16 protein-coding genes are annotated in these 23,614 nt (G+C 58.8%); 14 read left to right on the top strand and 2 right to left on the bottom strand.

Annotated elements, in window-relative coordinates; genetic code table 11:
• The first annotated feature begins 144 nt into the window (after positions 1–144).
• From rpsR to HFP54_RS19585, 4 genes are all read left to right on the top strand, one after another.
• The gene (gene rpsR, locus HFP54_RS25795) at positions 145–408 is read left to right on the top strand and encodes a 30S ribosomal protein S18 (RefSeq protein ID WP_196784533.1); all 264 of its coding nucleotides are present in this window, start codon (positions 145–147) and stop codon (positions 406–408) included.
• Positions 401–874, top strand: a complete 474-nt coding sequence (locus tag HFP54_RS19595) for an acyl-CoA thioesterase (RefSeq protein ID WP_315853936.1) — start codon at positions 401–403, stop codon at positions 872–874. The genes rpsR and HFP54_RS19595 overlap by 8 nt, the downstream gene beginning before the upstream one ends.
• 216 nt (positions 875–1,090) lie before the next feature.
• Positions 1,091–2,815 carry an ABC transporter permease gene (locus HFP54_RS19590; RefSeq protein ID WP_146416225.1) on the top strand — a complete coding sequence of 575 codons (1,725 nt, stop codon included), beginning with the start codon at positions 1,091–1,093 and terminating at the stop codon, positions 2,813–2,815.
• 117 nt (positions 2,816–2,932) lie between these two features.
• A complete protein-coding gene (locus tag HFP54_RS19585) occupies positions 2,933–4,768 on the top strand; it encodes an ATP-binding cassette domain-containing protein (protein ID WP_168566464.1) in 1,836 nt (611 codons plus the stop codon).
• Positions 4,769–4,814: 46 nt separating this feature from the next.
• Here the strand turns inward: HFP54_RS19585 and cutA are convergent, their stop codons facing one another.
• Together cutA and HFP54_RS19575 are read right to left on the bottom strand one after the other, a co-directional pair.
• Positions 4,815–5,150, bottom strand: coding sequence for a divalent-cation tolerance protein CutA (cutA, locus tag HFP54_RS19580; protein ID WP_235952095.1), 336 nt, complete (start codon positions 5,148–5,150; stop codon positions 4,815–4,817).
• 1 nt (position 5,151) lies between these two features.
• Positions 5,152–8,655 carry a PPi-type phosphoenolpyruvate carboxykinase family protein gene (locus HFP54_RS19575; protein ID WP_235952060.1) on the bottom strand — a complete coding sequence of 1,168 codons (3,504 nt, stop codon included), beginning with the start codon at positions 8,653–8,655 and terminating at the stop codon, positions 5,152–5,154.
• Between the two features lie 296 nt (positions 8,656–8,951).
• Between HFP54_RS19575 and HFP54_RS19570 the strand changes: the two genes are divergently transcribed.
• The 10 genes from HFP54_RS19570 (at position 8,952) to HFP54_RS19525 (ending at position 23,486) form a co-directional block, all read left to right on the top strand.
• A complete protein-coding gene (locus tag HFP54_RS19570) occupies positions 8,952–11,510 on the top strand; it encodes a c-type cytochrome (RefSeq protein ID WP_168566461.1) in 2,559 nt (852 codons plus the stop codon).
• 121 nt (positions 11,511–11,631) lie between these two features.
• Positions 11,632–12,525, top strand: coding sequence for a rhomboid family intramembrane serine protease (locus tag HFP54_RS19565; RefSeq protein WP_168566460.1), 894 nt, complete (start codon positions 11,632–11,634; stop codon positions 12,523–12,525).
• 62 nt (positions 12,526–12,587) lie between these two features.
• On the top strand, positions 12,588–13,535 hold the full coding sequence (locus HFP54_RS19560; protein WP_168566459.1) for a sugar phosphate isomerase/epimerase family protein: 948 nt from the start codon (positions 12,588–12,590) through the stop codon (positions 13,533–13,535).
• A 295-nt stretch (positions 13,536–13,830) separates the two neighbouring features.
• Entirely contained in the window at positions 13,831–14,760 is a 930-nt protein-coding gene (locus HFP54_RS19555) for a sugar phosphate nucleotidyltransferase (protein WP_146415713.1), read from the top strand.
• 3 nt (positions 14,761–14,763) lie between these two features.
• A complete protein-coding gene (locus tag HFP54_RS19550; RefSeq protein WP_168566458.1) occupies positions 14,764–18,105 on the top strand; it encodes a UTP--glucose-1-phosphate uridylyltransferase in 3,342 nt (1,113 codons plus the stop codon).
• Positions 18,106–18,266: 161 nt separating this feature from the next.
• Positions 18,267–18,818, top strand: a complete 552-nt coding sequence (locus tag HFP54_RS19545) for a YceI family protein (protein WP_168566457.1) — start codon at positions 18,267–18,269, stop codon at positions 18,816–18,818.
• A gap of 1 nt (position 18,819) precedes the next feature.
• Positions 18,820–19,755 (top strand): hypothetical protein, encoded by a 936-nt coding sequence (locus HFP54_RS19540; protein ID WP_168566456.1) that lies wholly within the window; start codon positions 18,820–18,822, stop codon positions 19,753–19,755.
• 234 nt (positions 19,756–19,989) lie between these two features.
• Positions 19,990–21,153: an iron-containing alcohol dehydrogenase gene (locus tag HFP54_RS19535; RefSeq protein ID WP_146415716.1), complete on the top strand. Its 1,164-nt coding sequence runs from the start codon at positions 19,990–19,992 to the stop codon at positions 21,151–21,153.
• A gap of 133 nt (positions 21,154–21,286) precedes the next feature.
• Entirely contained in the window at positions 21,287–22,057 is a 771-nt protein-coding gene (locus tag HFP54_RS19530) for a tetratricopeptide repeat protein (protein WP_168566455.1), read from the top strand.
• Positions 22,058–22,268: 211 nt separating this feature from the next.
• On the top strand, positions 22,269–23,486 hold the full coding sequence (locus HFP54_RS19525) for a hypothetical protein (RefSeq protein ID WP_235952059.1): 1,218 nt from the start codon (positions 22,269–22,271) through the stop codon (positions 23,484–23,486).
• Positions 23,487–23,614 lie beyond the last annotated feature (128 nt).

Below are 23,614 nucleotides of genomic sequence, written 5' to 3'. Positions count from 1 at the left end.
ACGTGAAATCCACTTGCCGGTCGCAGCAGGTTTCGCCATACTCCGCGATCCGCAGTTTGGCGAGCCGGCGGTGAAAGATCGCGCCGGCCGTGTAGTCCGTTCGTCCTGCAGACAAGTTGAAAAGACTGTATGCCCCCACGTCCCATGAGCTCGCGTAGCCGAGCCCGCAAGCGTTCACGCGTCCGTTCACGTACCCGCAAAAAGGACCCGATCTTCGTCGATGGCGTCCGCCCACGTCCGATGTACGTGGATTACAAGGACGTGGAATTGCTGAAGAAGATGGTCAATCGCCAAGGCCGAATAGTCGGTCGACGCAAGAGCGGCTGTACCGCCGTCAGCCAGCACGCGGTCACCGCGGCTGTCAAACGAGCCCGCTTCATGGCTCTGATGCCCTACGTCGGTGAATAAACCGGACGTCTTTTCGGTCCAGCGTCGCGTGGAGTTCTGCGAAACCGACGCTGCCGGCATCGTTCATTTCGCCGCATTTTTCCCGTGGATGGAGAGTGCGGAGCATGCCTTGCTGCGGTCGCTGGGGATTTCTGTTTTGCCCCGGCAACGGGATGACACCAAACCGCTGACTTGGCCGCGTGTTTCCGCCCAGTGCGATTATTTGTCGGCCGCCCGCTTCGAAGATGAATTGACCGTCGACGTTTCGGTTCGCAACATCGGCCGCAGCAGCGTCACGTATCGATTCACGTTCCGGTGCGGCGATCGCATGTTAGCCCGCGGGCAGGTCGTCTCGGTCTGCTGCGAATTGGCGGCCCACGGCAAATTGACCAAGGCACCGATTCCCGATTCGATCCGCGAAGCGCTTTCGCGCTACCTGGACGCCCCGGAATCCCCACAGGATTCGCCGGATCAGCCAAGCGTCTGAGTTGTTCGGACGAAGTTCGGCACCGGCACTTGAAATTGCCAGAAGTCTGACGGATTCTGTCAAACCCAATTGGGCCTCAAGGCGTAGCAAAGCCGTGCTCGTCATCCCATCCGCCGGACCGATCCCTTCATGTTCGACATCTGCGTTCCCCCCGCCCTTATTGACTGTGGTTTCGTCGATCCCAGCGTTGGCCTGCATGGATTTTCAGACGCGTTGATGTCCAACGGCCTGTTCGTCGGCCAGGCACTGAAGTGGCTGCCGACGTGGCTGACCCCGATCTGGGTGTTGGGCGTGGGCATTGCCGCGGGCGCAGTGGTTGCAGCGGCCATTTTCGCCGTACTGGCCATCCTGTCGTTCATCCCCGGCCTAGGCAATATCCCCGATCACCCGCGTCGCGGCGTGATCGCATCGCTGATTCTGGGAATCCCCGTCGGCCTGGCATTGTGCGGGTGGTACATGCCGCAGACCGAGGAAAACGCGGGCGTGCTGGTCTTGCCGCTGATGTTGCTGGGCCTGCTGGCCGGATTCAGCGTGATCTACGGGATGTGGCATCGCACACGTTCGGAGTGGTTTTCGATGCTGGGCGAGGGTGTGATTCCCTACGTGCTGGGAACGCTGGGCGTGTTGGCCTTGATCGGCCTGGGTTCCACACCACTGGTGGAATCACCGCAAGAGATCCTGGCATCGGTCCCCGCCGTCAACATCTTTACCGATGGCGTGACCACCCACGAAGTCGAAGTGCCCGCGGCATCGCCGGACGCCGAACCGGATGACGCCCCGTTCCATCCGGCCGAAATCGAGTACAACACCCGCAGCACGTCCGAACTGACGATCCGCAGCAACCGCACGGTCTTGTTGGCCGATGCCGACGATCCGGCTCGCTTTTCGACTTCGCCGTTCCGCGTCGATGCCGGCGAAGTGCTGGAGTACCGATACGAAGACCGCGACACGCCGCCGCTGCCGCCGGATTCGTCAAAGCTGCACATCCAGAACCGTGAAATCGACCCCGCCACGGTGGTCTTTACGTTCGTCAACTTGCCACAGATTCCGCAAGCAAGTTCGATCGTTTACACGGCCCTCGCTGTCGTCGTGTTGATCGCCGGATTGATGGTCTTTCGCCAAGCGGCACCTCGGGTTTGGGCCCTGGGTTTGTCGACGGCCAAAAACGAGATGGCCCAGCCGTTGTATTTGATTCTGATCGCACTGGGAGTGGTCGGGATTCTGTTCTTTGGGATCTATCCGTTCAACACCCTGGGCGACGACATCCGTGTGCTGAAGGACAGCGGCGTGACGCTGATCATGGTCTTGGCCATGTTGCAGGCGGTGTGGAGTGCGGGCACGACCGTCAGCGAAGAAATCGAAGGCCGGACCGCCCTGACGGTGCTCAGCAAACCCGTCAGCCGACGTGCGTTTGTGCTGGGCAAGTACACCGGAATCATGCTGACCGTGCTGGTGATGTTCTTGATCATGGCAGCCGTCTTGATTTTGGTGCTCAGCTACAAGCCGATTTTCGAGGCTCGTGAACTGACCAAATCGGCGCCGGTGTGGCAGGAATGCCATGAACAGATCATGTCCGTGCTGCCCGTTTTGACGCTGTATTTCATGGAAACAATGGTGATCGGCGGCATCGCGGTTGCGTTGGCCACCCGACTGCCCCTGCTGGCCAATTTCATCACCTGCTTCATCGTGTACGTGATCGGAAATTTGACCTCGCCGCTGGTGGCGTCGGCCCAGGACAACAATGAATTGGTGGGATTTGTCGGTAAATTCATTGCTGTCATCGTCCCCAATTTGAACGTCTTTAACGTCCAAGCGGCGGTGGATACCGGAAATACCATCCCACCGATCTACTTGGCCGGAGCATTCAATTATCTTGTGGTTTTCGTGGTCGCGATTTGGATGCTCGCGATGTTGTTATTCGAAGACCGCGATTTGGCATAACCCGCCACGACCTGTTGCATCGGAACGGCCCCCACACCGGCTCCGTTGTGGTGGACGGTGCGGGCATCGGCCCATCGCACAGCGTGTCCGCTGGGCCTGCAACGGGAGTCCACTGCATTGAACCGATTCAGCACATTGGCGGCCGCCCGGTCGGAACCCGACGCCGGCGGATCGCTGGGCACGTTCTTTTGGTCCGCTTTGGCGGGCGTTCTGGTACCGGCACAGGTCGTCCTGCTGGGGCTGATTGCCCAACTGCTGGACAACGAGGGCCTTTCGGGTACATCGGTCCGGCTGGGCAGCCACCTGGAGCTTCCCGTTCCCTCATGGCTGGTCGATCAGGCCCCGCTACGCCAACTGGCCGAACTGGTCGTCGTTTCGGTGTTCCTGGCCGCCATTTTTTGCTTTGCGATTTGGATGAATCGCCGCACCGCCGATCGTCGGGCCCGCAGCGTGGTCAAATCGCTGCACGCCCGACTGTTACGCCAAAGCCTGCGCCGGGCCGAATTCGAAGGCGCCGCGGCCCAACAGGTGCGTGCCCAAACGCTGATCGACCAGCACCTGCCGAACGTGCAAAAAGGTCTGTCGCTTTGGTATCGATCCATTCCACGCAGCGTGTTGATCCTAGGCACCTGCGTGACGCTGGCCTTGCTGGTCAATCCGTGGCTGGCATTGCTGGCCGTGCTAAGCGGGTTGATGGTTTGGCAGCTGTTTCGAATCTTGCGCGAACATGACACCGACCAACTGACCGATTGGGAATTGCCACGGACCCGCAATCGTATGGCGGAATTGGTCGGCCAAGCACCGCTGTTGGCCCGGCTGCAAGCCGACGGGCTTGCCGACACGGCCTTCAGTAGCGAACTGGAAACGCTGTACCGTCGACTGGCGGTGGAGGACGAAAAACGCGCCCGACTTTGGCCCATCCTTTTCCTGGCATCATCGGTGGCGATCGGCGTGCTGATCCTTGGACTGGGCGTCAACCTGTTCGGCGTTCAGCGGGGCCTAAGCCTGCCCGCCGGCTTGGTCCTCGGTCTGGCATTGACCGGCGCATCGGTTTCCTCGCGGCGTCTGTCACGTCTGGCCAGCCAGTTGCGAACCAGCGGCCGTTCGAGCGAATCGGTCTATCTGTATTTGAACCGCAGCGGTGAAATGGCGCCCAGCGAACAACGTGTCGGCCTGGGTGGCCTGCGAGACTCGGTCGCGATTCACGACGTGTCGCTGAATAGTTCGGCCGGCGACGCCATCCTGAGCAACCTAACGCTGCAATTGAATCCCGGATCATTGGTCGTGCTGATGGGAACCGATGACGTTTCCAGCCAAGCACTACTGGAATTGCTGATGGGATTCGGCCGGCCCAGCGGTGGGAAGGTCGAAATCGACGGAATTCCCTTGCTGGATGTGCACCCACAAGCACTTGCACGAAATGTGATGTGGGTCGAACCGAGCGGGCCGATCTGGGAAGACACCGTGCTTGAAAATTTGCGCGGCGGCGATGACTCGATCAACAACAGTGACATTCGAGACACGTTGGAATCGTTGGGGATCTACGAACAGCTTCAACGTTTGCCCGAAAGCCTGAACACCATCCTGACCCCTGGTGATCGATCATTGGGACAAGAAGTGACTTATGCCCTGGGAATCGCTCGCGCGGTGTTGCACCGACCGCCGATCATCCTGGCCAAAGAATCTTCGCCGCCCGCCGAACATGTGGCGGACGATCCGTGCTTGAAAGCGCTGAAGAACTTGGCCGATCAAGGCAGCCTGGTCGTGGTCTTGCCGCGGCGACTGCAAACGCTTCGCTTGGCCGATCGCGTCATCCTGTTGAATGGTCCTCGCTTGGTCGGTGAAGGCACCCACACGGATCTATTGAACGACAGCGATTTGTATCGCCACCTGAATTACCTGTTGTTCAATCCCTACCGACGCCGACGCAGCACGATCGCAACAGACGCCTGATCATCGCTGGTGATCATCGTTGGCACCGTCGGCTTTGGCCCGGCGGCTAGGCACCGTCGGTTTGCTCGCGAACCCAGGCCAAATAGTCCTCCGCCGCCCAGATCACGGGTGTTACCAAGATCTCCGGCGTTTCATACGGATGGATTTCGGATAGCCGGCGAACCAGCATCTCGGTCAATTCGGATCGTGTCTTGATGACCAAACGATACTCGCTGGCCGATTCTCGCGTGTCTTTCCACACGTAATGACTGCGTATCGGCCCATCCACTTGGATGCACGCGGCCAGACGTGCATCCAACAAATGTTCGGCCACCTGTTCGGACTGTTCAGATGTTTCGACGGTGGTGACGACTTGCACCATCGCGGCCACCCGGTCGTACATGTCAGACACCGGCCAGCTTGCGAACCATCGACGGGTCGCTTAACGAAGGTTGCAACGGATCGGCACCCAGGGTTCCCACCAGGCTGTCCAAATAGGCTTCGGAACGTGCCTCCTTCAAACGATCTTCGACCACTTGCAATCGTTGCTTGGCGACATCCGCGATGCCCGAACGCAGATTCGACGGTTCCGCCAAGTAGGCCTGCAAACGATTTTCGAAACCTTTCCAGTGATCAATGTCACGCGTTTGCTTGGCAACCAATCGACGGCGATACCAATCGCTGGCCAACAGATGATCGCGGTCAAACAACGCTCGCACGTCCGGATGGTCGACCGTTTTACCCTCGTAGTCACCGTTGGCCAGGATCGACAGAATCGCCTGAAGCGGCGGACATGCCAGTTCATAACTGCCGTCTTCGAAATACCGTTTGGCCACTCGCTGCTGAGCTTCGGCGATGTGCAAAATGCCATCGGCAAACGATTCAGCGTCCTGCAACTCGGGCTTCAGGATGTCATCGGTGAAGACTTTATCGGGACTGTCAAAGACACGCGCCAAGTAAGTGTGCACAAACTTGCGTGTGATCCGATATCCAAGGCGACTGGCCGGCACAGATTTGCCGTCGACTTCAAAATCCTTCAACGGCTCCAACATGCCGTTCTTGATCATCGCCGCGGGATCGCGTTCTTCGGCCGACATGCGGCACCAGATTTCGGGAATCAACAGTGAAACGTCGTGCCCAAATTCGAAACGCGGACCGATGTGACCAGCCGCTGTGCTGAAACCGCCCAACCCGGTCAAGATCATCGAGACCACTGCGGCGTTCAAATCGATCGACGGCGGCAAAGCGTTGAACGGCCCCTTGGTCAATGCGCCCTCGCTGCCCGCCCCGGTGGTGCTGGGGCTCTTTCCGGTCAGCGAACAAACCCAATCCATCAGTAACTCGGGCAATTCTTGATAGTGCAGCGGCGAATAGACCGCCAACGATCGAATGCCGGCCTTCTCGTCCGGCGGATTGTTCCGACGCCCGGCCAACACCGCCCCGACGGGAATGTAAACCGGCTGGTCTTCCTTCAGGGCACGGTGCAACTGCACGCTGCGAAACGCGACATAGGTGTCACGCACGCGTACGGCATCGGGGCGATCCTGTAAGTATCGCGGGTTTTTCGTCGGCTTTCCGTTGACCAGACGCGGCCGATCGGTGCTGACGACGAAGCCATGCTCACGCGACGCGGCCCGTGACAGCATGTCCTTCATCGGTTTGGTGAAGTTTTGAAACTCAATCACATCGTCGACGATCTCATTGGACTCGTCCGGCCCCAGCGGTTGGAAATTGCTAATGAAACTTCCAGGTCGCGACAGGTCAATTTCCGTCTGTTTATCCAAACCGCGGTGGATCGCATCGTCAGGACGCTGGAACAAACGGTATTCACAGTTTTCGACAAACTTATAACTTCCCGCTTCTTGAATCGCCTTGCCCAAGTTGGCGATCGACGTCGCGGGAACAACCACACTGGCGCTGATGTCGTCTTCGCGCTGGACCTTTGCCGCGGCGATGAAGTCTTGCCGCAACTTGAACGTTCGCCAACGTGAATCATCCAGCCCCACACGAAGGTAGGTCCCCACCAACGACCGCGAGCCCAATTTCAATTCATGTCCGGGGGAACCATTGACGATGTCGACGCTAAAGAAGTCGCGCCAATTGCCTCGCATTTCGTCACGCATGAAACGTTTGATGATCAACGCCGCGGCATAAACGTGATCGGGGATCGTGTTCAGCCACTGGATGTATTCATCGCTGTAATTCGGTTGTGGCGTCAACAACTGAATCATGCTGCCCAGACTGCGGGACGGATCCAACACACTGCGACTGGGGCGGTCTTTGTAATCCGGTTTGTCGTCGGTGTCGTCGCGCCAACGATCGGCATAGGATCGATTGAAGATTTCATCCAGCTTGGCAAAGTCTTTATCACGGTCGGCGATAAAGATCGGCCCGTACAACATGTAATCCCGCAGGCTCTTGCTGATTTCGCTTTTTCCACCGCCGCTGACCGTGCAAGGTTTGTGGCAGGCAATACCTTCGCCGATCGTCCCGACCAAACGCCAAGACGGTGCATTGGGGTGTTTTTCCAAGCGAATCCGGTAACCCGACGGTGTGATGTATTCGTTGTCCGGTGAAAGTTTAATGCGGACTTCTTTGCCGTCGTGTTCCCAGCGAATGCAACGTTCCTTCAACGTGACGAACGCGTTTTCGGGGATATAAATCACACCGGGATGCTGGCGATCGATGCCATAGCCGCTAGGTTGCGGTTCAATAAAGCTGGGATATTCACGCACCAAATCGGCAAACGTGCGACCGTTGTACCGGCGGCTGTTGACTTGGAATTCTTCTCCCAAGGAATAAGACGCAAACGCCAACGCGCCACCGGCGTGTTCCTCTTCGACGTTGCCCATCAAATTGGCGGCGAAGCTGATCTGTGTTTTAACTTCCTTTTTACAGTAGCCGTAATAGTTGTCGGCAATCAGGGTCACCATCACGCCCGCTTCATCGCGACACGCCAACTTGAACGCGCTGCCGTCGTTGTATTTCTCGTTCTCGTCCTTCCAACACATCGAATCGCGACGTTGGCGTTCGGTTGCGTCGTCGTAGTGGGGCAGCCCCAGTTCCTTTTTTGTCAGCTCGGACAAATGAGGCGCCAGGATCGCGCATCCGGTGTGCCCGCTCCAGTGTTCCACATCCAATCCGGCATCGTTTTCCGGCACCATGGGATCACCGGCGTTGCCGAAGATGGATTCGACAAAGTCCAAGTTGCTGACCAGTGATGCCGGTGCATAGAAACGCATCTCAATCGACTTGGCCACACAGACCCCGGGGACCTCGGGACACACCAACGGCCGCAGCAACAACGACACCCAAGTGTGTCCGGGTTGCTTGGATTGCGACGTGTAGGGCAACAGCATCGAATCCTGGGGTGGCGTCATCGCCGCACGGAACAGACGCAAAGCGGTCTCGCGAGGCACCGATCGCTTATCACCGGGGATGGGCAGCCCGCCTTCGACAATGTGAAACGTTCCCGCGGTCGTTCGCCGGTCGTGACGGGGATTGTTCAGGATCCCGTTTTCACAGCGATAAGATTTGATCAAGTCATTTTCGAATTTGTCCCCATCGACGGGCAGGCTTAGCTCCCGCGCCATTCCGTGGCGGTCCAAGGTCAACGACTGGTTGGGCAGTTCGACGGGACAATCGCCGATTAGGTCACCGAAATAGCGGTTCAGAAATCCTTCGATGCGGGCATCCACCGGAGCGCGATAACTGGTCAACAACCGGTTCTTTTGCCGCAGCGATTCCAGCATCTGTGCGGAGAATTCGCCCAGACTGTCTTCGACCGTGTTCTGTTCTGGCGGCTGCAGCCCCGCGGCGGCCAAATGCAGGGTGATGTAATTCCGCAGATTGTCGCGGACACCGGGCGAGGTCGCGATTTCACGATCCCATCCGAGGCTGCGTTGCATGGTGGCCCGTTCCTTCATCATTGACATAGCATTCTCGATTGGGGTGAAAAGTGGCGTGGGTCAGTGGATCGATCGTTGGGGTGGGAGACGCGTTCCCACCGGACGCTGGCCGAGCGGATACAGCGGCTGATCCCCTGCATTGTGCCGAATATTGGCGGCAGCGTTTCGTTGTCGCGACAATTCGCCCCGGTCAACGTTGGAGCCGGCTCCGTTAACCAGTTAGGATGTGACAAAATGCTCCACCGACAAGTGGGCTTCCCGCCGTTTCCCCCCCTCGCACCATCTTGACGCCGTTCATGCCAGCCGCACCGACCTTCCGAACCATTGCCTTCACGTTGACGGGATTGCTTTGTTTGATCCCGCTATCACCGCACTCACACGCCGGCGGCTTGGGCGTCACACCACCGGATCAAATCCGTGTGACCGATGGGTTTGCCGTCGACTTGGTTTATGAAGTTCCCGGGAAAGGCGGCAGTGAGGCCGATGGCCAGGGATCTTGGGTCAGTTTGACCGTGGACCCGCAAGGGCGATTTATCGCGTGTGATCAATACGGGGCGCTGTACCGCATCGATGTCAGCGGTGATGCGGCCGACGTGGAAAAGCTGGACATCGAATTCGCGGGTGCACAGGGTCTGTTGTGTGCGTTCGGTTCGCTGTACGCCAACGTCAATTCCCGTGACTTTCCCAGCGGTGTTTGGCGTCTGACCGATACCGACGGCGATGACCAGTACGACAAGAAAGAACACATCTTGCCGATGAACGGTGGCAGCGAACACGGTCCCCACGCCATGGTGCTGACGCCCGACGGAAAACGGATCGTGACGTGCGCGGGCAACAACACGAACTTGCCCGATGACTTGGCCATCAGCCGAGTCCCTAAAGTCTGGGACGAAGACCATCTGCTGGGCCGCATGCCGGATGCCCGCGGTCACAACGCCAACCGGATGGCACCGGGTGGCTTCGTCGTCGCGTTCGATCCCGATGGCGGCAATCGCGAATTGATCGCGACCGGATTCCGCAACCACTATGACATCGCGTTCAATACCGACGGCGAACTGTTCACCTATGACGCCGATATGGAATGGGATGTCGGCACGCCGTGGTACCGCCCGACCCGAGTCAATCACGTGATCAGCGGTGCTGAGTTCGGCTGGCGAAACGGAACCGGAAAATGGCCGGCCTATTACCCCGATTCGTTCGGTGCCGCCGTCGATATCGGCCCAGGATCGCCGACGGGCATCGCCTTCGGATACGACAGTGGTTTTCCCCAACAGTACCGAAACGCGTTGTATATCGCTGACTGGAGCTATGGCAACATTCACGCGGTGTTCCTGCGTCCCGATGGGGCCACTTACTCCGGTGAATTCGTTACCTTCGCCACCGGCGCGCCGTTGCCGGTGACCGACATCGCCTTTCATCCCGGTGACGGAGCGATGTACTTCACCATCGGCGGTCGCCGGGCCCAAAGCGGTTTGTATCGAATCCGCTACGTGGGCGACGAAGACGACTCGGCCGCACCGAAATCCGATGACACCGCCAAGGACTTGCGTCGGCTTCGCCACCGGATCGAGAAACTGCACACCGGACAACCGACCGACGTCGCATTGAATTTGGCCGTACGCAATTTGGGCCACGACGACCGAGCCATCCGTTTTGCATCGCGGATCGCCCTGGAACACCACGACGTGGCCCAGTGGATCAACGCAGCACTGAAATCGGAAAACGATCGCGCCGTGATCCAGGCCGCCGTGGCCATCGCTCGCGTCGGAACGCCCGATCATCGCGGCCAGGTTTTGGCGGCTCTTGGCGACATTGACGTCGATTCCCTAGATGACCAGTCGGTCATTGACCTAACGCGAGCCTACGCGTTGACGTTCCTGCGGTTGCATGCCGGTGACCAGGTCGCCACGCCCTCGGACGCCCAGCGTCAACAGATCGTCGCCCAGTTGAACGATCGCTTTCCCAGCGGAAAGGACAATCTGGACCGCGAACTGGCACGTTTGCTGGTGTTCGTCAACGCCGACGGCATCGTGCCCCGTGTCATCGCGCAGCTGAACGATGCGCCCAGCCAGGAAAGTCAGATTCACTATGCAATGATCCTACGGCACCGCATCGGCGACGCACCGGCGGAGGTCCAACGCGACTACTTTGCTTGGTTCAACCGCATGCGTGATGCCCGTGGCGGCATGTCGTTCGGCGGATTCGTCAAGAACATCCAGGACGCGGCCGCCGAAGGTCTAACCGACGACGCCCGCGAGACGCTTGCCTCGGTGTTGAATCCTCCAGTCAAATCCGATGCCGTTGCCGAAGAAGCTCGCCCGCTGGTCAAACAGTGGTCGGTGGACGATTTGGCCCAGCATGTGGCATCACCCGGTCGTGCGTTTGATTTTCAACGTGGCAAAGAAATGTTTGTCGCGGCACAGTGTTACAAGTGTCACCGCATGGGACTGGAAGGCGGCATTCTGGGCCCCGACCTGACCGGTGCCGGTGGCCGGTTCAGCGTGACGGATCTTCTGTCGTCGATCATCGAACCGGGCAAAGTCATCAGCGATCAATATGGGGCAACCCAGTTCTTGACCGATGACGGTCGCGTCGTCGTGGGACGCGTCATCAACCTAAGCGGGAACAAGCTAAGTGTGATGACAAACATGCTGGATCCGTCCAGCTTGACGTCAATCAATCGCGACACGATCGAAGAAACCGCCCCGGCACGAAACAGCATGATGCCCAGCGGCTTGGTCGACACCTTGAACGAGGACGAAATCGCCGACTTGGTGGCCTACCTGCGTGCCGGTGGCCGCAGCGATCATTCGCTGTACGCCAATTCGACCAGCGACGACGCGTCGGCTGACTGAGGCATCGGCCGTCGCCGGCCGCCGTGCGGTGGCGGCTTAGCTTTGCGGGCTCGATGTTCTCTCGCGTGGTGGGATTTGCTAACTTTGGTTCGCTATCCCACCCGTCACCAACGAGTCACCCATGGGTCTTTACGACCGAGATTACGGCCGGGGCGGCATGCGTTCGCCTTGGGACCGTGTCGAAAACCCCCGCAGCATGACCATCACGTTGATCATCATCAACGTGGCGGTGTTCTTTGCGGACATGATTTTCAGCGACCGCGAAACCGGGTTTTCCCTGGCTTCGTGGCTGGCCGTATCGTCCGAATCGCTGACACAGCCGTGGAAGATCTGGCAGGTCTTGACGTACGGCTTTGTGCACGACGATCAAAACATCCGCCACATCCTGTTCAATATGTTCGGCCTGTTCATCTTCGGCCGTATCGTGGAACAACGGATCGGGGCGGCTGAATTCCTGCGGTTTTATTTGTGCGCGATCATCGTCGGCGGTTTCGCCGCGGCGATCTCTGGGCTGGCGTTTGGCGATGCACCGACGATTGGTGCCAGCGGCGCGGTGGTGGCGGTGACGATTTTGTTCGCCTGCTATTTTCCGAACACCGAAATTTTGTTGATGTTCGTATTGCCCGTCAAAGCATGGGTGCTGGCGGTGCTGTACGTCGGTTTTGATCTGTTCGGCGCGATCGGCTTGGCGGGTGACAGCAACACGGCATTCCAAGTCCACTTGTCCGGTGCAGCGTTCGGCCTGCTTTACTTTTTCCGCGGGTGGAACCTGGGATTCCTGGCCGGCGGGCTGGGGAGCGTGAACCAGATGTCTGACAAAATTCGTTCGCGATCACGACGAATGAAGCTTAAACTGCATGACCCTGACCGAAAACTTGCTCAGGAAGCCCGAGAGGCGGATCGGATCTTGGACAAGATTCATCGCAACGGCGAGGACAGTTTGACGGCGGCCGAACGCCGCACACTGGAACGCTACAGCGCAAGGCAGCGAAAGAAACGGCAACAGGCCGAATAAGTCCTCTCTTTTCGTTTTTGACCTGCCCCAAATCCCCAGATTCATCTTCCCCCCGCACCGTCATGTCAAAGCATCCATCGCTTCCCGTCGCCAGCCGCCGATCCTTTCTTCGCGACGCCGGTGCCGCCGCCGCATTGACTGCCGGCTTGGCCAGTCCGCTGCGTGCCTGGGCCGATCAAGCCGCTAAGTCGGACGGACAACCGCTTCCCTACCTGGACCGCATCGGTCTGCAGCTTTACACGCTGCGCAACCAGATGAAGGATGATCCCAAGGCAACGCTGCAAGCCGTGGCCGACGCGGGGTATCGCCAAGTCGAATTGATGAACATCGACGACGACGCGATCGACTTGGCCGCCATGGCTCGCGATTTGGGCTTGGCCGTCCACAGCGCCTTCATGAACTGGCAAGCCGTCGCCACGCCGGATCAATCCAACGGCCCCGACGTGGACCGGACGATTGAATTGGCCGAAACCATCGGACTGCGGCACATCGTTTTCGGCTACATCGGCAAGAATGCTCGCGACACGCTGGACAAGATTCGCGGCATCGCCGACCGGGCCAACGCCGCGGGCGAAAAAGCACGATCCGCCGGCATGCGGCTGTGCTATCACAACCATTCTTTCGAATTCGCAAAACTGGACGGCAAGACGACCGCGTTTGATGTGTTCGTCAAAAAGTTTGATCCCCAAACCGTTGAGTTTGAATTGGACGTGTTCTGGGCCAAGATCGGCGGACACGATCCGGAAGCATTGATGCGTCAGTTGGCAGCGCGAATCAGCCAAGTCCACCTGAAAGATCTGAAAAAGGGCGTCGGCACGATTCACGACGAAGGCGCCGTCCCCAAGGACGCATTCCAGGAGGTCGGCGATGGCGTTCTGGACATGCCCGCAATCATGAAATTGGCGGCAAAGATCGGCGTCGACCAATGCCATGTTGAACAGGATCAGTCGCCGGATCCGATCGCCAGCGTCAAGCAAAGCATCGGCTATCTGAACGAACGGTCGGCGTAGCAGCGTTCGGGCCGATAAAGATTCGCAAAATCTCCGGCCGACTCGGGACGGTGCCGCACCACGTGCCGGCCCAGACATGCCGTTGCACCGGTGTCCGATAGACACGGACGGATGTGTCCCACCGCGTCGCGACCGCGGCGGACCGGCGTCCGGCCACTTGGCCGGATTGGGCCCCCACTCCAAAGGCCGCAGGTGCAGATTAAACTGCCCGGTGACGGCGGCCCGCCCATCGCTTGGTGGATGCCGAACGTCTGCCTCGTCTACCGACCGATCGTCACCGACCGACACGCCCATCATGAAGATTCGCAAAGCCGTGATCACCGCGGCGGCCCCCGACCAATCGACCATCCCACTGCAACGTTTGGTCGACCGGGACGGCCAAGACAAAACGGCGCTACAGTCGATTGTCGAAGAAACGTTGTCGGCGGGAATCGAAGAAATCTGTCTGGTCATCGCACCGGGCAGCGAAGACAGCTTTCGCAAAGCAGCCGGCCCGCACATCGGTTGTCTGCATTTCGTCGTCCAAAATCAGCCGCAAGGATATGCCGACGCGGTCGCCCAAGGACGTGACTTTGCCGACGGCGAACCGATCTTGCACCTGGTCGGCGATCACCTTTACCTGAGCCAGACGCATCAGACCTGTGCCAGGCAACTGATCGATGTCGCCAGCGATTTGGGCAGCAGCGTATCTGCGGTTCAAGCCACCCGGGAAAGTCGGTTGCCGTATTTCGGCGTCGTTGCCGGCACGCACGTCCCGCGACGCAGCGACCTGTATGAAGTCAGCCGCGTGGTGGAAAAGCCCACGCCGACCCAAGCCGAACAGGAATTGGTCACCGCGGGTCTTCGCAGCGGCCACTACTTGGGGTTCTTTGGAATGCACGTACTGACCGCCGATGCGATGGATGCGGTCGACGAAGTTGTCGCGAAGCAAAACGCCGATTCGTCCGCCAAGAAAGCGACGCTGTCAGATGCGTTGGCAACCCTGCCGACACGCAGCCGATACTTGGCTTATCGCGTCGAGGGCAATCGATACAACATCGGTGTCAAATACGGCATGTTGGTCGCCCAGTTGGCGTTCGGGCTTTCGGGAACCGATCGCGATCAAATCTTGACCGAAATGGTCGAACTGTTGGCCCAACACCCAGGCCGTATCGCCGACATGGCCGGCAAGAGTGACACGTCCGACGGCCAAGCCGCCGGTGCCCCCGATGGATCGGGGAACTGATTCATGACGAAACTGATTGACATCATCACCTCGGATGACGACTTGGTTCGCAATCAATCGTTGGAATCCGTGGTCGCGACGATGGACCGCGACCAATTGATCGCGGCCGCCGACCAGCTGGATCAATTTCGACGCGACGAACGCAACCTGTACCGTCGTGTTCGGGCGTTGTTCTTTTTGGCTGCAATCCATCGCTATCACTTGCCGCCCCGATTGGACCCGACGCGTCAAAGCGAAATCCCCTTCGACGGCTATCAACACTTGCTGGAACGACGGTTCTTGGAAGCCATCGAAGTTTTTTTGGAAACCCAGGCCGACTCCGGTGCAAGCGATGGTTTATGCAGTGCGTTGGCAGAAGCCTATCACCGATTGGGATTCCAAACGCTGGCCGACCAGGTGAAGCAAAGTGTCCGCACGGTGCGAGGCAACCAATGGATGTTTCGCTTGGGGCATCCGGCCGATCATCCACTGCGGTTTTCACCGGAGTTGATGGCCGCCTCCGGCGAATCACTGCCCCCGCTGTTGTGCGAAACGACGGCGGTTCGGATGGATTTTTCACACTCCGCATGGAGCGATATCTTTTTTCTCGGGATGGATTTCCCCGAAGGCGCACGCGTCCTGAACGTATCGGTCGATCTGGGCGTATGCGGGCGTGATGCGGCGCCCCGTCCGCCGATCGAAACGTATTTGCGCGTCATCGACCAACCCGTGATCCGCTTGGTCAGTGTCGATTTGAAAGCGTCCACCGATGTGACCAGCATTGGCGAAATGTTTGATTTTGCTCGTGACTATCTGGGGCTGCTAAAGGCCGCGGTGATCGCTGCCGGCATCGTTCCGCCGGGACTGGAAGGATGCCAGGAACCTTTGGAAAGCCTGCTGGCGCGGATGATCGGCCCGGGCAAAGGCTTTGAACTGGTCAGCAAGATCAATGACATACCGAAAGGTTCGCGTCTGGCCGTGTCGACCAACCTGCTGGGGTCGTTGATTTCCATTCTGATGCGAGCCACCGGACAGGTCCGACAGCTGACCGGTGTGTTGACCGAATCGGACCGTCGCTTGGTCGCAGCACGCGCGATCCTGGGCGAATGGATCGGCGGCAGCGGCGGCGGGTGGCAAGATTCCGGGGGCGTCTGGCCGGGCATCAAGCTGATCTGTGGTGCGACCGCCGGCGAAGGAGACCCGGAATATGGCATCAGTCGCGGGCGTCTGATGCCAGTGCACACGGTCCTGGACCGCGACAAGGTCGATGACGCGACGCGACAAAAATTGCAAGACAGCCTGATCATGGTCCACGGCGGCATGGCCCAGAATGTCGGCCCGATCCTGGAAATGGTCACCGAGCACTACCTGTTACGTGGCGAACAAGAATGGGCCGGTCGCCAGAAAGCGATGCGGATTTATGACGAAGTGGTCGATGCGCTGCAGCGCGGCGATATCCGCGCGGTGGGCGATGCGACCACGCGAAATTTCGAAGGCCCGTTGCAATCAATCATCCCCTGGGCGACCAACCGATTCACCGACCGGCTGATTGAATCCTGTCGACAGAAATACGGCGACCAGTTCTGGGGCTTTTGGATGCTGGGCGGCATGTCCGGTGGCGGCATGGGATTCATCTTTGATCCCACCGTCAAACCCAAGGCACAAGCTTGGCTGGGCGAAACCATGATCCGCGTCAAACGAGAAATGGAAACCGCGTTGCCCTTTGCCATGGACCCGGTCGTTTACGATTTCGCCATCAACGACAATGGCACCGCCGCAACCTTGCGGCGCGGCAACGAAGCGATGTTGCCCGGTCGCTATTACGAGATGATGTTGCCGGCGGCCTTGCGTCGACCGGCACGCGAATTGTCCAAGATCACGCTGCACGAACTGCAAAACGTCGGACATGGGATTCGCCGGTCCGGTGATTTCGCATCGGGTAACGAAACCGATCCAATGCGATTGCTGGAATCCATTTTGCCGGCGGCCACAAAATCGGAAGGCGATCACAGCCCGCTGCGACAAATTTTGGAACAGACCGGTTTTGATCGACAGCAACACGAACAGATTCGATCTGATCTACGCAGTGGCCGATTGGGATTGGCCCAAAATCGACTGGGGGCCAACGCGTCGATCGAAGACGTCGATTCGGGCGACTTGATCGACGCGCGACTCCCCATCGACGCATCGACCGTGGATTTGGGACGTCGCGCGATTGCCGACGGCCGGATCGGCATCGTCACTTTGGCCGCCGGTGTGGGCAGCCGCTGGACTCAAGGCGCAGGCGTTTGCAAGGCGTTGCATCCGTTTCATCGTTTCGCCGGCCGCCATCGCAACTTTCTTGAAGTGCACTTGGCCAAGAATCGCGCGGTCACACGCCGGTTCGGTGGATCGATCCCGCACGTGGTCACCACCAGTTGGTTGACCGACCGAGCCATCCGCGAAGCCATCAAACGCCAAGACAACTACGGTTTCGAAGGTGACCTTTTCGTTTCCACTGGACGCAGCGTCGGTTTGCGTATGATTCCGATGCTTCGCGACTTGCGATTCATGTGGGAAGAAACGGCCCAGCAAGTCTTGGACGAACAACAGCAAAAGGTTCGCGAAAGTTTGCGCGCGGCATTGTCACAGTGGGCGGTAGAACAGGGCGAAGGCAGCGATTACACCGACAACTTGCCCGCCCAGTGCATGCATCCGGTCGGTCACTGGTACGAAGTACCCAACCTGATTCGCAGCGGAACGTTGGCCGCAATGCTGAAGCGTCAGCCGACGCTGCAGCACTTGATGTTGCACAACATCGACACACTGGGCGCCAACGTCGACCCCGGGCTGCTGGGACTGCACCTGCAGTCCGGAAACGACCTGAACTTCGAAGTCATCACACGGCGACTGGAAGATCGTGGCGGCGGTCTGGCCCGTGTCGACGGACGCGTCCGTTTGGTGGAAGGCCTTGCCATGCCCGACGAAGAGATCGAATTCGGGCTGACCTATTACAACAGCATGACCACGTGGATCGACATCCACCGATTGCTGAAGTGGTTTGGTCTGTCGGTGAACGACCTGGACGATGCGTCCAGGGTGGACCGTGCCGTTCGCGATGCTGCATCACGATTGCCAACCTACATCACGCTGAAAGATGTCAAGAAACGTTGGGGCCACGGCCAAGAAGACATTTTCCCGGTCAGCCAGTTTGAAAAACTGTGGGGCGACATGTCGGCACTGCCTGACGTTTCCAGTGGTTTTTTCGTCACGCCGATGCAACGCGGACGGCAACTGAAATCGCAAGATCAATTGGACAGCTGGAATCGTGACGGGACCGCCCGATACATCGATTCACTGTGCGACTGGGACACCACCCTATCGTGACCGGGTTTCGGAATAGCATCGGCGAAAAAGTTTTCTCGGGTGACCGTGGCGGGTTGTCGCAGCTTTAGACTATTGGTCGGGTTGAACGGTGTCCCGACCGGGACATGCGTTTTTCCCTTCTCCCCCGGTTTCGATCGACTCCCTCGTTTGTGAGCCCCTCCATGTCGCTTCGTATGATGCTGTCCGCGGTTGCCTGTGCCGCGTTTTTCTTGAACACACCGGCCGGTGCCGAAGGCTTAAAATTGGTCCCCGATGATTCGAAGATCAGTTTTGTGGGCACCAAGCCCGATGGAAAGCACGACGGCGGATTCAAGAAATTCACAGCCGATGCGACGCTTAATCCAGAGAATCCACTGGACGCGTCGTTGAAAGTGGTCATCCAAACGGCCAGCCTGTGGTCGGACAATCCGAAGCTGACCAACCATCTGAAGAACCCCGACTTTTTTGACGTTCGCAAGTATCCCGAGATCCGATTTGAATCGGACAAGATGGTGGCCGGCGATGAACCGCGAACCGGAAAGATGGTCGGGAAACTGACGATGCTGGGCAAAACGGAAACGGTCGAAGTCCCCGTGGTTTGCATGGCCAAGTCGGACGGTGCAACACTGACGGCCGACTTCAAAATCGATCGCACTAAATGGGGCATGACCTACGGCCAAGGCAAGATCGACAACGACGTCGCCATCAAAGCGACTTTGAAGTTCGTTCCCTAGAGTGACTTTCAGCACAGAGTTGCTGGTCGGCTGTATCGCCTTGCCAGCTGTGATCGCATTTATCGCCGCCTGGGCGTCCGGTCGTATTGCCGGCACTGGCGATGTCGCCGCCACCACATCGCCATGGAATCGAACGGGTGCGGCTGCTCTGGTGGCCGCGACCGGATGGTGCTTGGCCATGCTTGCGTCATTGGCCACTGGTTATCACTTTTCGGAAAGCGATCAATCGTTTTCTGCCTGGGTGCTCGACGATGAAGTGTGGCGCAGCATCATTGCCCCATTGTTCGTACTGGTCCTGGCCGCGTGTGGAATGTTCGCCGTCACCGAACCTTGGAACGGTTGGCGTATGCTGTTGGTCGGTTTGGGTTCCACATGGCTCGCATTCATGGTGCTGCCAACCGGCGACGGCTGGGTCGACACACTGCCGCTTCATCGAACATGGTTCGCGCTGGTTGTTGCCAGCGTCCTGCTGAACACCGCATCATTCCAGTCGTTGCACCGGAGCGGTGCAGGAAGCTGGCTCTTGCTGGTGGGCTTGGCCGGACTTGGTCCGGCGATGCTTTTGACCGCACTGAACTATGCCGCCCCGGCGCAGTGGTGCTTGGCGGCAATTTCCGCAACACTTGCCTGTCAAATCGTCGTCACATTGCGGGGCGCTGCGACTTTGCCGTCGCGGGTGGTGTCGGCCGTGTTTTACCCGCTGGCCGGAGCGATCGCGGCATTGACCACGACGTCCCGGTTCTACACCTGGGAAGACTATCCGGCATGGCTGTATGCGGTCGCTTTGTTCGCCCCGACCTGCATCGCCGTGACTGACTTTCCGATCCGTCGGCGGCCATGGTGGTTGCGTGTCCCCGTTGCGGCGATGATCGCCGGATTGTTGATCGGTGTGTGCGTTTGGCAATTGCTTTTGACGGTGGATGACACCTCGTGGTAAAGCCTGGCATCGGGGCTTGGTCGGTGTCACCGTTTCCAACTTGGTCATTCGGTCGGGCATCGCCCGGCAGGACTGTTTTGCCTAAAACCGCCCGGTCAAGACCGGCGTACAATGTGTTCGCGGTTGATAATGATTTTGCGGTCGATTTCGTCGTCCGTCCGCCGCCGGGCTTTTGCCGTCCGTCCATCGTGTGCACTTGCCGCCCGCCATCCCAACCTTCCCGCCCGATCCAACATGCAACCGTTCGACATTCAACAGCGCACACGCTTCGTCTTTGGTGATGGCTCGTTGGATCAACTGGGCGATATCACGGCACAGATTTCGGCGGGGCACGGTCCTCGCGTCCGCAAAGTGATGGTGGTCTGTGACCCTGGGTTGATTGATGCCGGGCACTTCGATCATGCGATGGGATTGCTGCAGTCGTCGGGTCTGGAGACCGCTTCGTTCCACGACTTTGGTGAAAACCCGACTTCCGACATGGTCGACGCAGGCGTACGTTGCACCGCAGATTTTCAACCGGATGTCTTGGTCGGACTCGGTGGCGGAAGCAGCATGGACTGCTGCAAGGGAATCAATTTCGTTTACTGCTGTGGTGGATCCATCCACGACTACGCGGGCGTAGGAAAAGCGACCACGGATTTGTTGCCCATGATCGCGGTGCCGACGACAGCGGGCACCGGCAGCGAAAGCCAATCGTTTGCTTTGATCAGCGACGCCAAGACACATGTCAAAATGCCGTGCGGCGATCCGCGCGCGGCATGCCGTGTCGCCTTGCTTGACCCAACGTTGACCCTGACCCAACCGCCCAGCGTGACCGCATTGACGGGGATTGATGCCCTGTCACACGCGATCGAAACGTACGTCACCAAACGCCGGAACGAGATGTCGGTCACGTACAGCCGACGAGCCTTTGGGATGCTGGCGTCAGGATTTCCACGGGTGCTGGACGATCCGAACGACCTGGAAGCACGCAGCCAAATGCAACTGGGTGCCAGCTTGGCGGGCATGGCCATCGAGACGTCAATGTTGGGTGCGGCTCATGCAACGGCGAACCCGCTGACCGCTCGTCACGGAATCGCCCACGGCCAAGCGGTGGGGCTGATGTTGCCGGCGGTGATCCGCTTGAACGGGCAACAGCATCAACAGTGGTATGCCGAACTGTTGCGTGAATTGGATCTGCCCCCATCGGACCGAAACCCGTCGGATCGACTGGCCGACTTGGTACAGCAATGGGTCCGGCGTGCGGGGTTGGCGACCAACCTGGCGGACCTGGCAATCCCCAGCGGCCAGATCGACGAATTTGCCGACGACGCCCTGCGACAATGGACCGGAACCTTCAACCCGATCGCCTTGGATGCGGACAACGTCCGGTCATTGTACCTGGACGTCGCCGAGTGATCTGGGTGTCGCGCTGTGCCCCCGCTGGTCCCCGCCGATGTCGCGACGTTCGTGTTGCGACGCCGGGCGAATCGGTTCCTGCTAAACTGGTGTCACCTGCTCCGTTTCCCAGTCACCGCCGTGCGACGGCCCGATGGATTCATCCGACGATTCGCTCCAGCAAAAGGTCCCTGATCCGCAGCCCGGCAAGGCTGTGATGGAACCGAAGGTCCAGTTGGAACGACGTCAGCAGTTGGAACGTGCGATTCGGGAAAACCACGGCAACGTCGACCAATTCTTGGAACTGGGACGGTTGTATCGTGACGAACACCGGCCATTGGAAGCGAAGCGGGTGCTGGCACAAGCTGCCAAGATCTTTCCCGATAACGATGACGTGCAGTGGCAGCTGGAAGAAGCCATTCTGGCTCGATCGCTGCAGCAGTTCCGCGAAGCCAACGACTTGGCCAGTCGAGTCAATTCGGCCGAAGCCGACGAAGAACTGGTTCGCAGCCAGCGGGATTGGATCCGGCAACGCATTGAAATTTGCACCGCGCGTTTGAAGCGTGATGCGTCGCTGAAGCACTTGTGTGTGATTCTTTCCGAAGCCCACTTTGATGCCGGTGATTTTCAAAACGCCATCGATGCCGTTCAGCCGGCGTTGAGCTGTGACGATTATTCGCCTCAAGCATTTCTGATGCGTGCCCGCAGCGAACTCGCGTTGGGGGAATCCGAATCAGCGTTGAAATCGTTGCGTCTGTGTGCGCTGCGGCGTGAAATCATTGCCCCACCGAAGATTCGCTTGGCGGCATTGCGTTTGTTGTGCGACACCGCTCGAACGCTGGGATTGACCGCGACGCTGAAGCACTATGAAAAGGCTTTGCATGACGTCCAGTCGGAACTGCAATCGGACACGGCCGGATCGTGATCCCAGCCAATACCCTGTCATTCCAAACGCATCGCCGCCCGACCCACAACGTCAATTGCCACGGATCGGCTGGACAGGCTTGCCAACAAGATCCAAAGCGTTTGGAATGACCATGGCCCCAAGATGATCGAAAGCTGCTTTGACACATGCCGCAAATCTTGTCTTCGGCCCTTACCCCAGATGCCCCGCCGACACACAGGTTTCCACCGTTTTGAACGATCGCACCGAAGATTTCACCACGCGACTGCGTGACACCACAGAGGATGCAGCAAGCATCGTTCGCCAAATGCTGGCACATTATCGGGCGCAGGGTCAGCCGGTTGAGTTATTTGAGGCCATGAAGATGGCGACACGGCTGGAACTGGGCCTGCCCGCGGTCGCCACTTCCGAGGAAGGCCAACATTCACCGGAGACCGAGCGACGCTTGGAGGACGGGTTGCTGCGGGGGTGCCGCGAAGCCGGCGCGATGTTGATCCAACAAGGTCGCGTGATGGAAGGCTGGATGTATCTTCGGCCGACCGGAGATCGCGAATTGGTGCGTCGATTGATGTCGTCGGTCGATGTCGACGACGATAATTATGACGCACTGATCCAGGTGCTGGTACACGAAGCGATCGACGTCGGGCGTGGTTACGAGTTGGTGCTGGAGCATCAAGGCACGTGCAACAGCATCACGATGTACGAACAAACGATCGCGGGAATGCCGTTGGCCGAACGCCAAGCCGCAGCGGAAAAACTGCTGCTGCACTTCTACAACGAACTAACCGAACTCGTCCGACAAGACATCCAGGGTCGAACCAAAGATTCGTCGTCCGCCCCCGATGCCGGTCAGCTTGCCTCAAAGTCGCTCGGGCAACTGCTGCAAGAGAATCCCGATCTCTTGGCCGGTGGCGGCTACCACCTGGACACAACCCACTTGGCGTCCACCGTAAAGATCGCCAGTGTGCTGACCGATCCACGACAACTGGAAATGGCCCTGGAACTTACTAACTATGGTTCCAAGCTGAACAGCCAATTCCAATACCCTGGCGATGAACCGTTTGCCGAATTCTATCCGATGTACCGCGCGTTTTATCGAACGTTGCTCGGACACGACGTGCCGGACAATCTGCGATTGTTCGCACGCAAAGCCGAAACGGTTGATCCGACAGTACACGGAACCGGTGCGATCGAAACGTACGCGGAACTGCTGGCAAGATCGGACCAGCCCGCCAAAGCACTGTCGGTCATGATCGACAAAATGCCTGCTGAGATTCCTTTGCAAACGTACATCACACGTTTGATCGAATTGCTCGGCGACGTTCCGGCGGACCAATCGGCCGTGGTGGAAAAGCGGCTCCGCGACCACTGCTTGGACCGCAGCGACCTGTTGGCCTACGCTGCGGTCGCCGGTCGCAGGCGGTCCGAAAATGCTTCCGCAATGGAATGAATTCCGCCGACATCGCCGTGCAATTGCGCATGGTCGATGACATGTGATTCCGACAAACATCCCTCGTGGGATCGACCCTGATGGCGTGATAGATTGCGGACCGAGCCTTCCACGTCGCTTCCTTTCCT

This window comes from Crateriforma spongiae, assembly GCF_012290005.1.
GTDB classification, from domain to species: domain Bacteria; phylum Planctomycetota; class Planctomycetia; order Pirellulales; family Pirellulaceae; genus Crateriforma; species Crateriforma spongiae.
The sequence above is the reverse complement of the archived record's forward strand: the minus strand, read 5'-3'. Positions and strand labels throughout refer to the sequence as shown.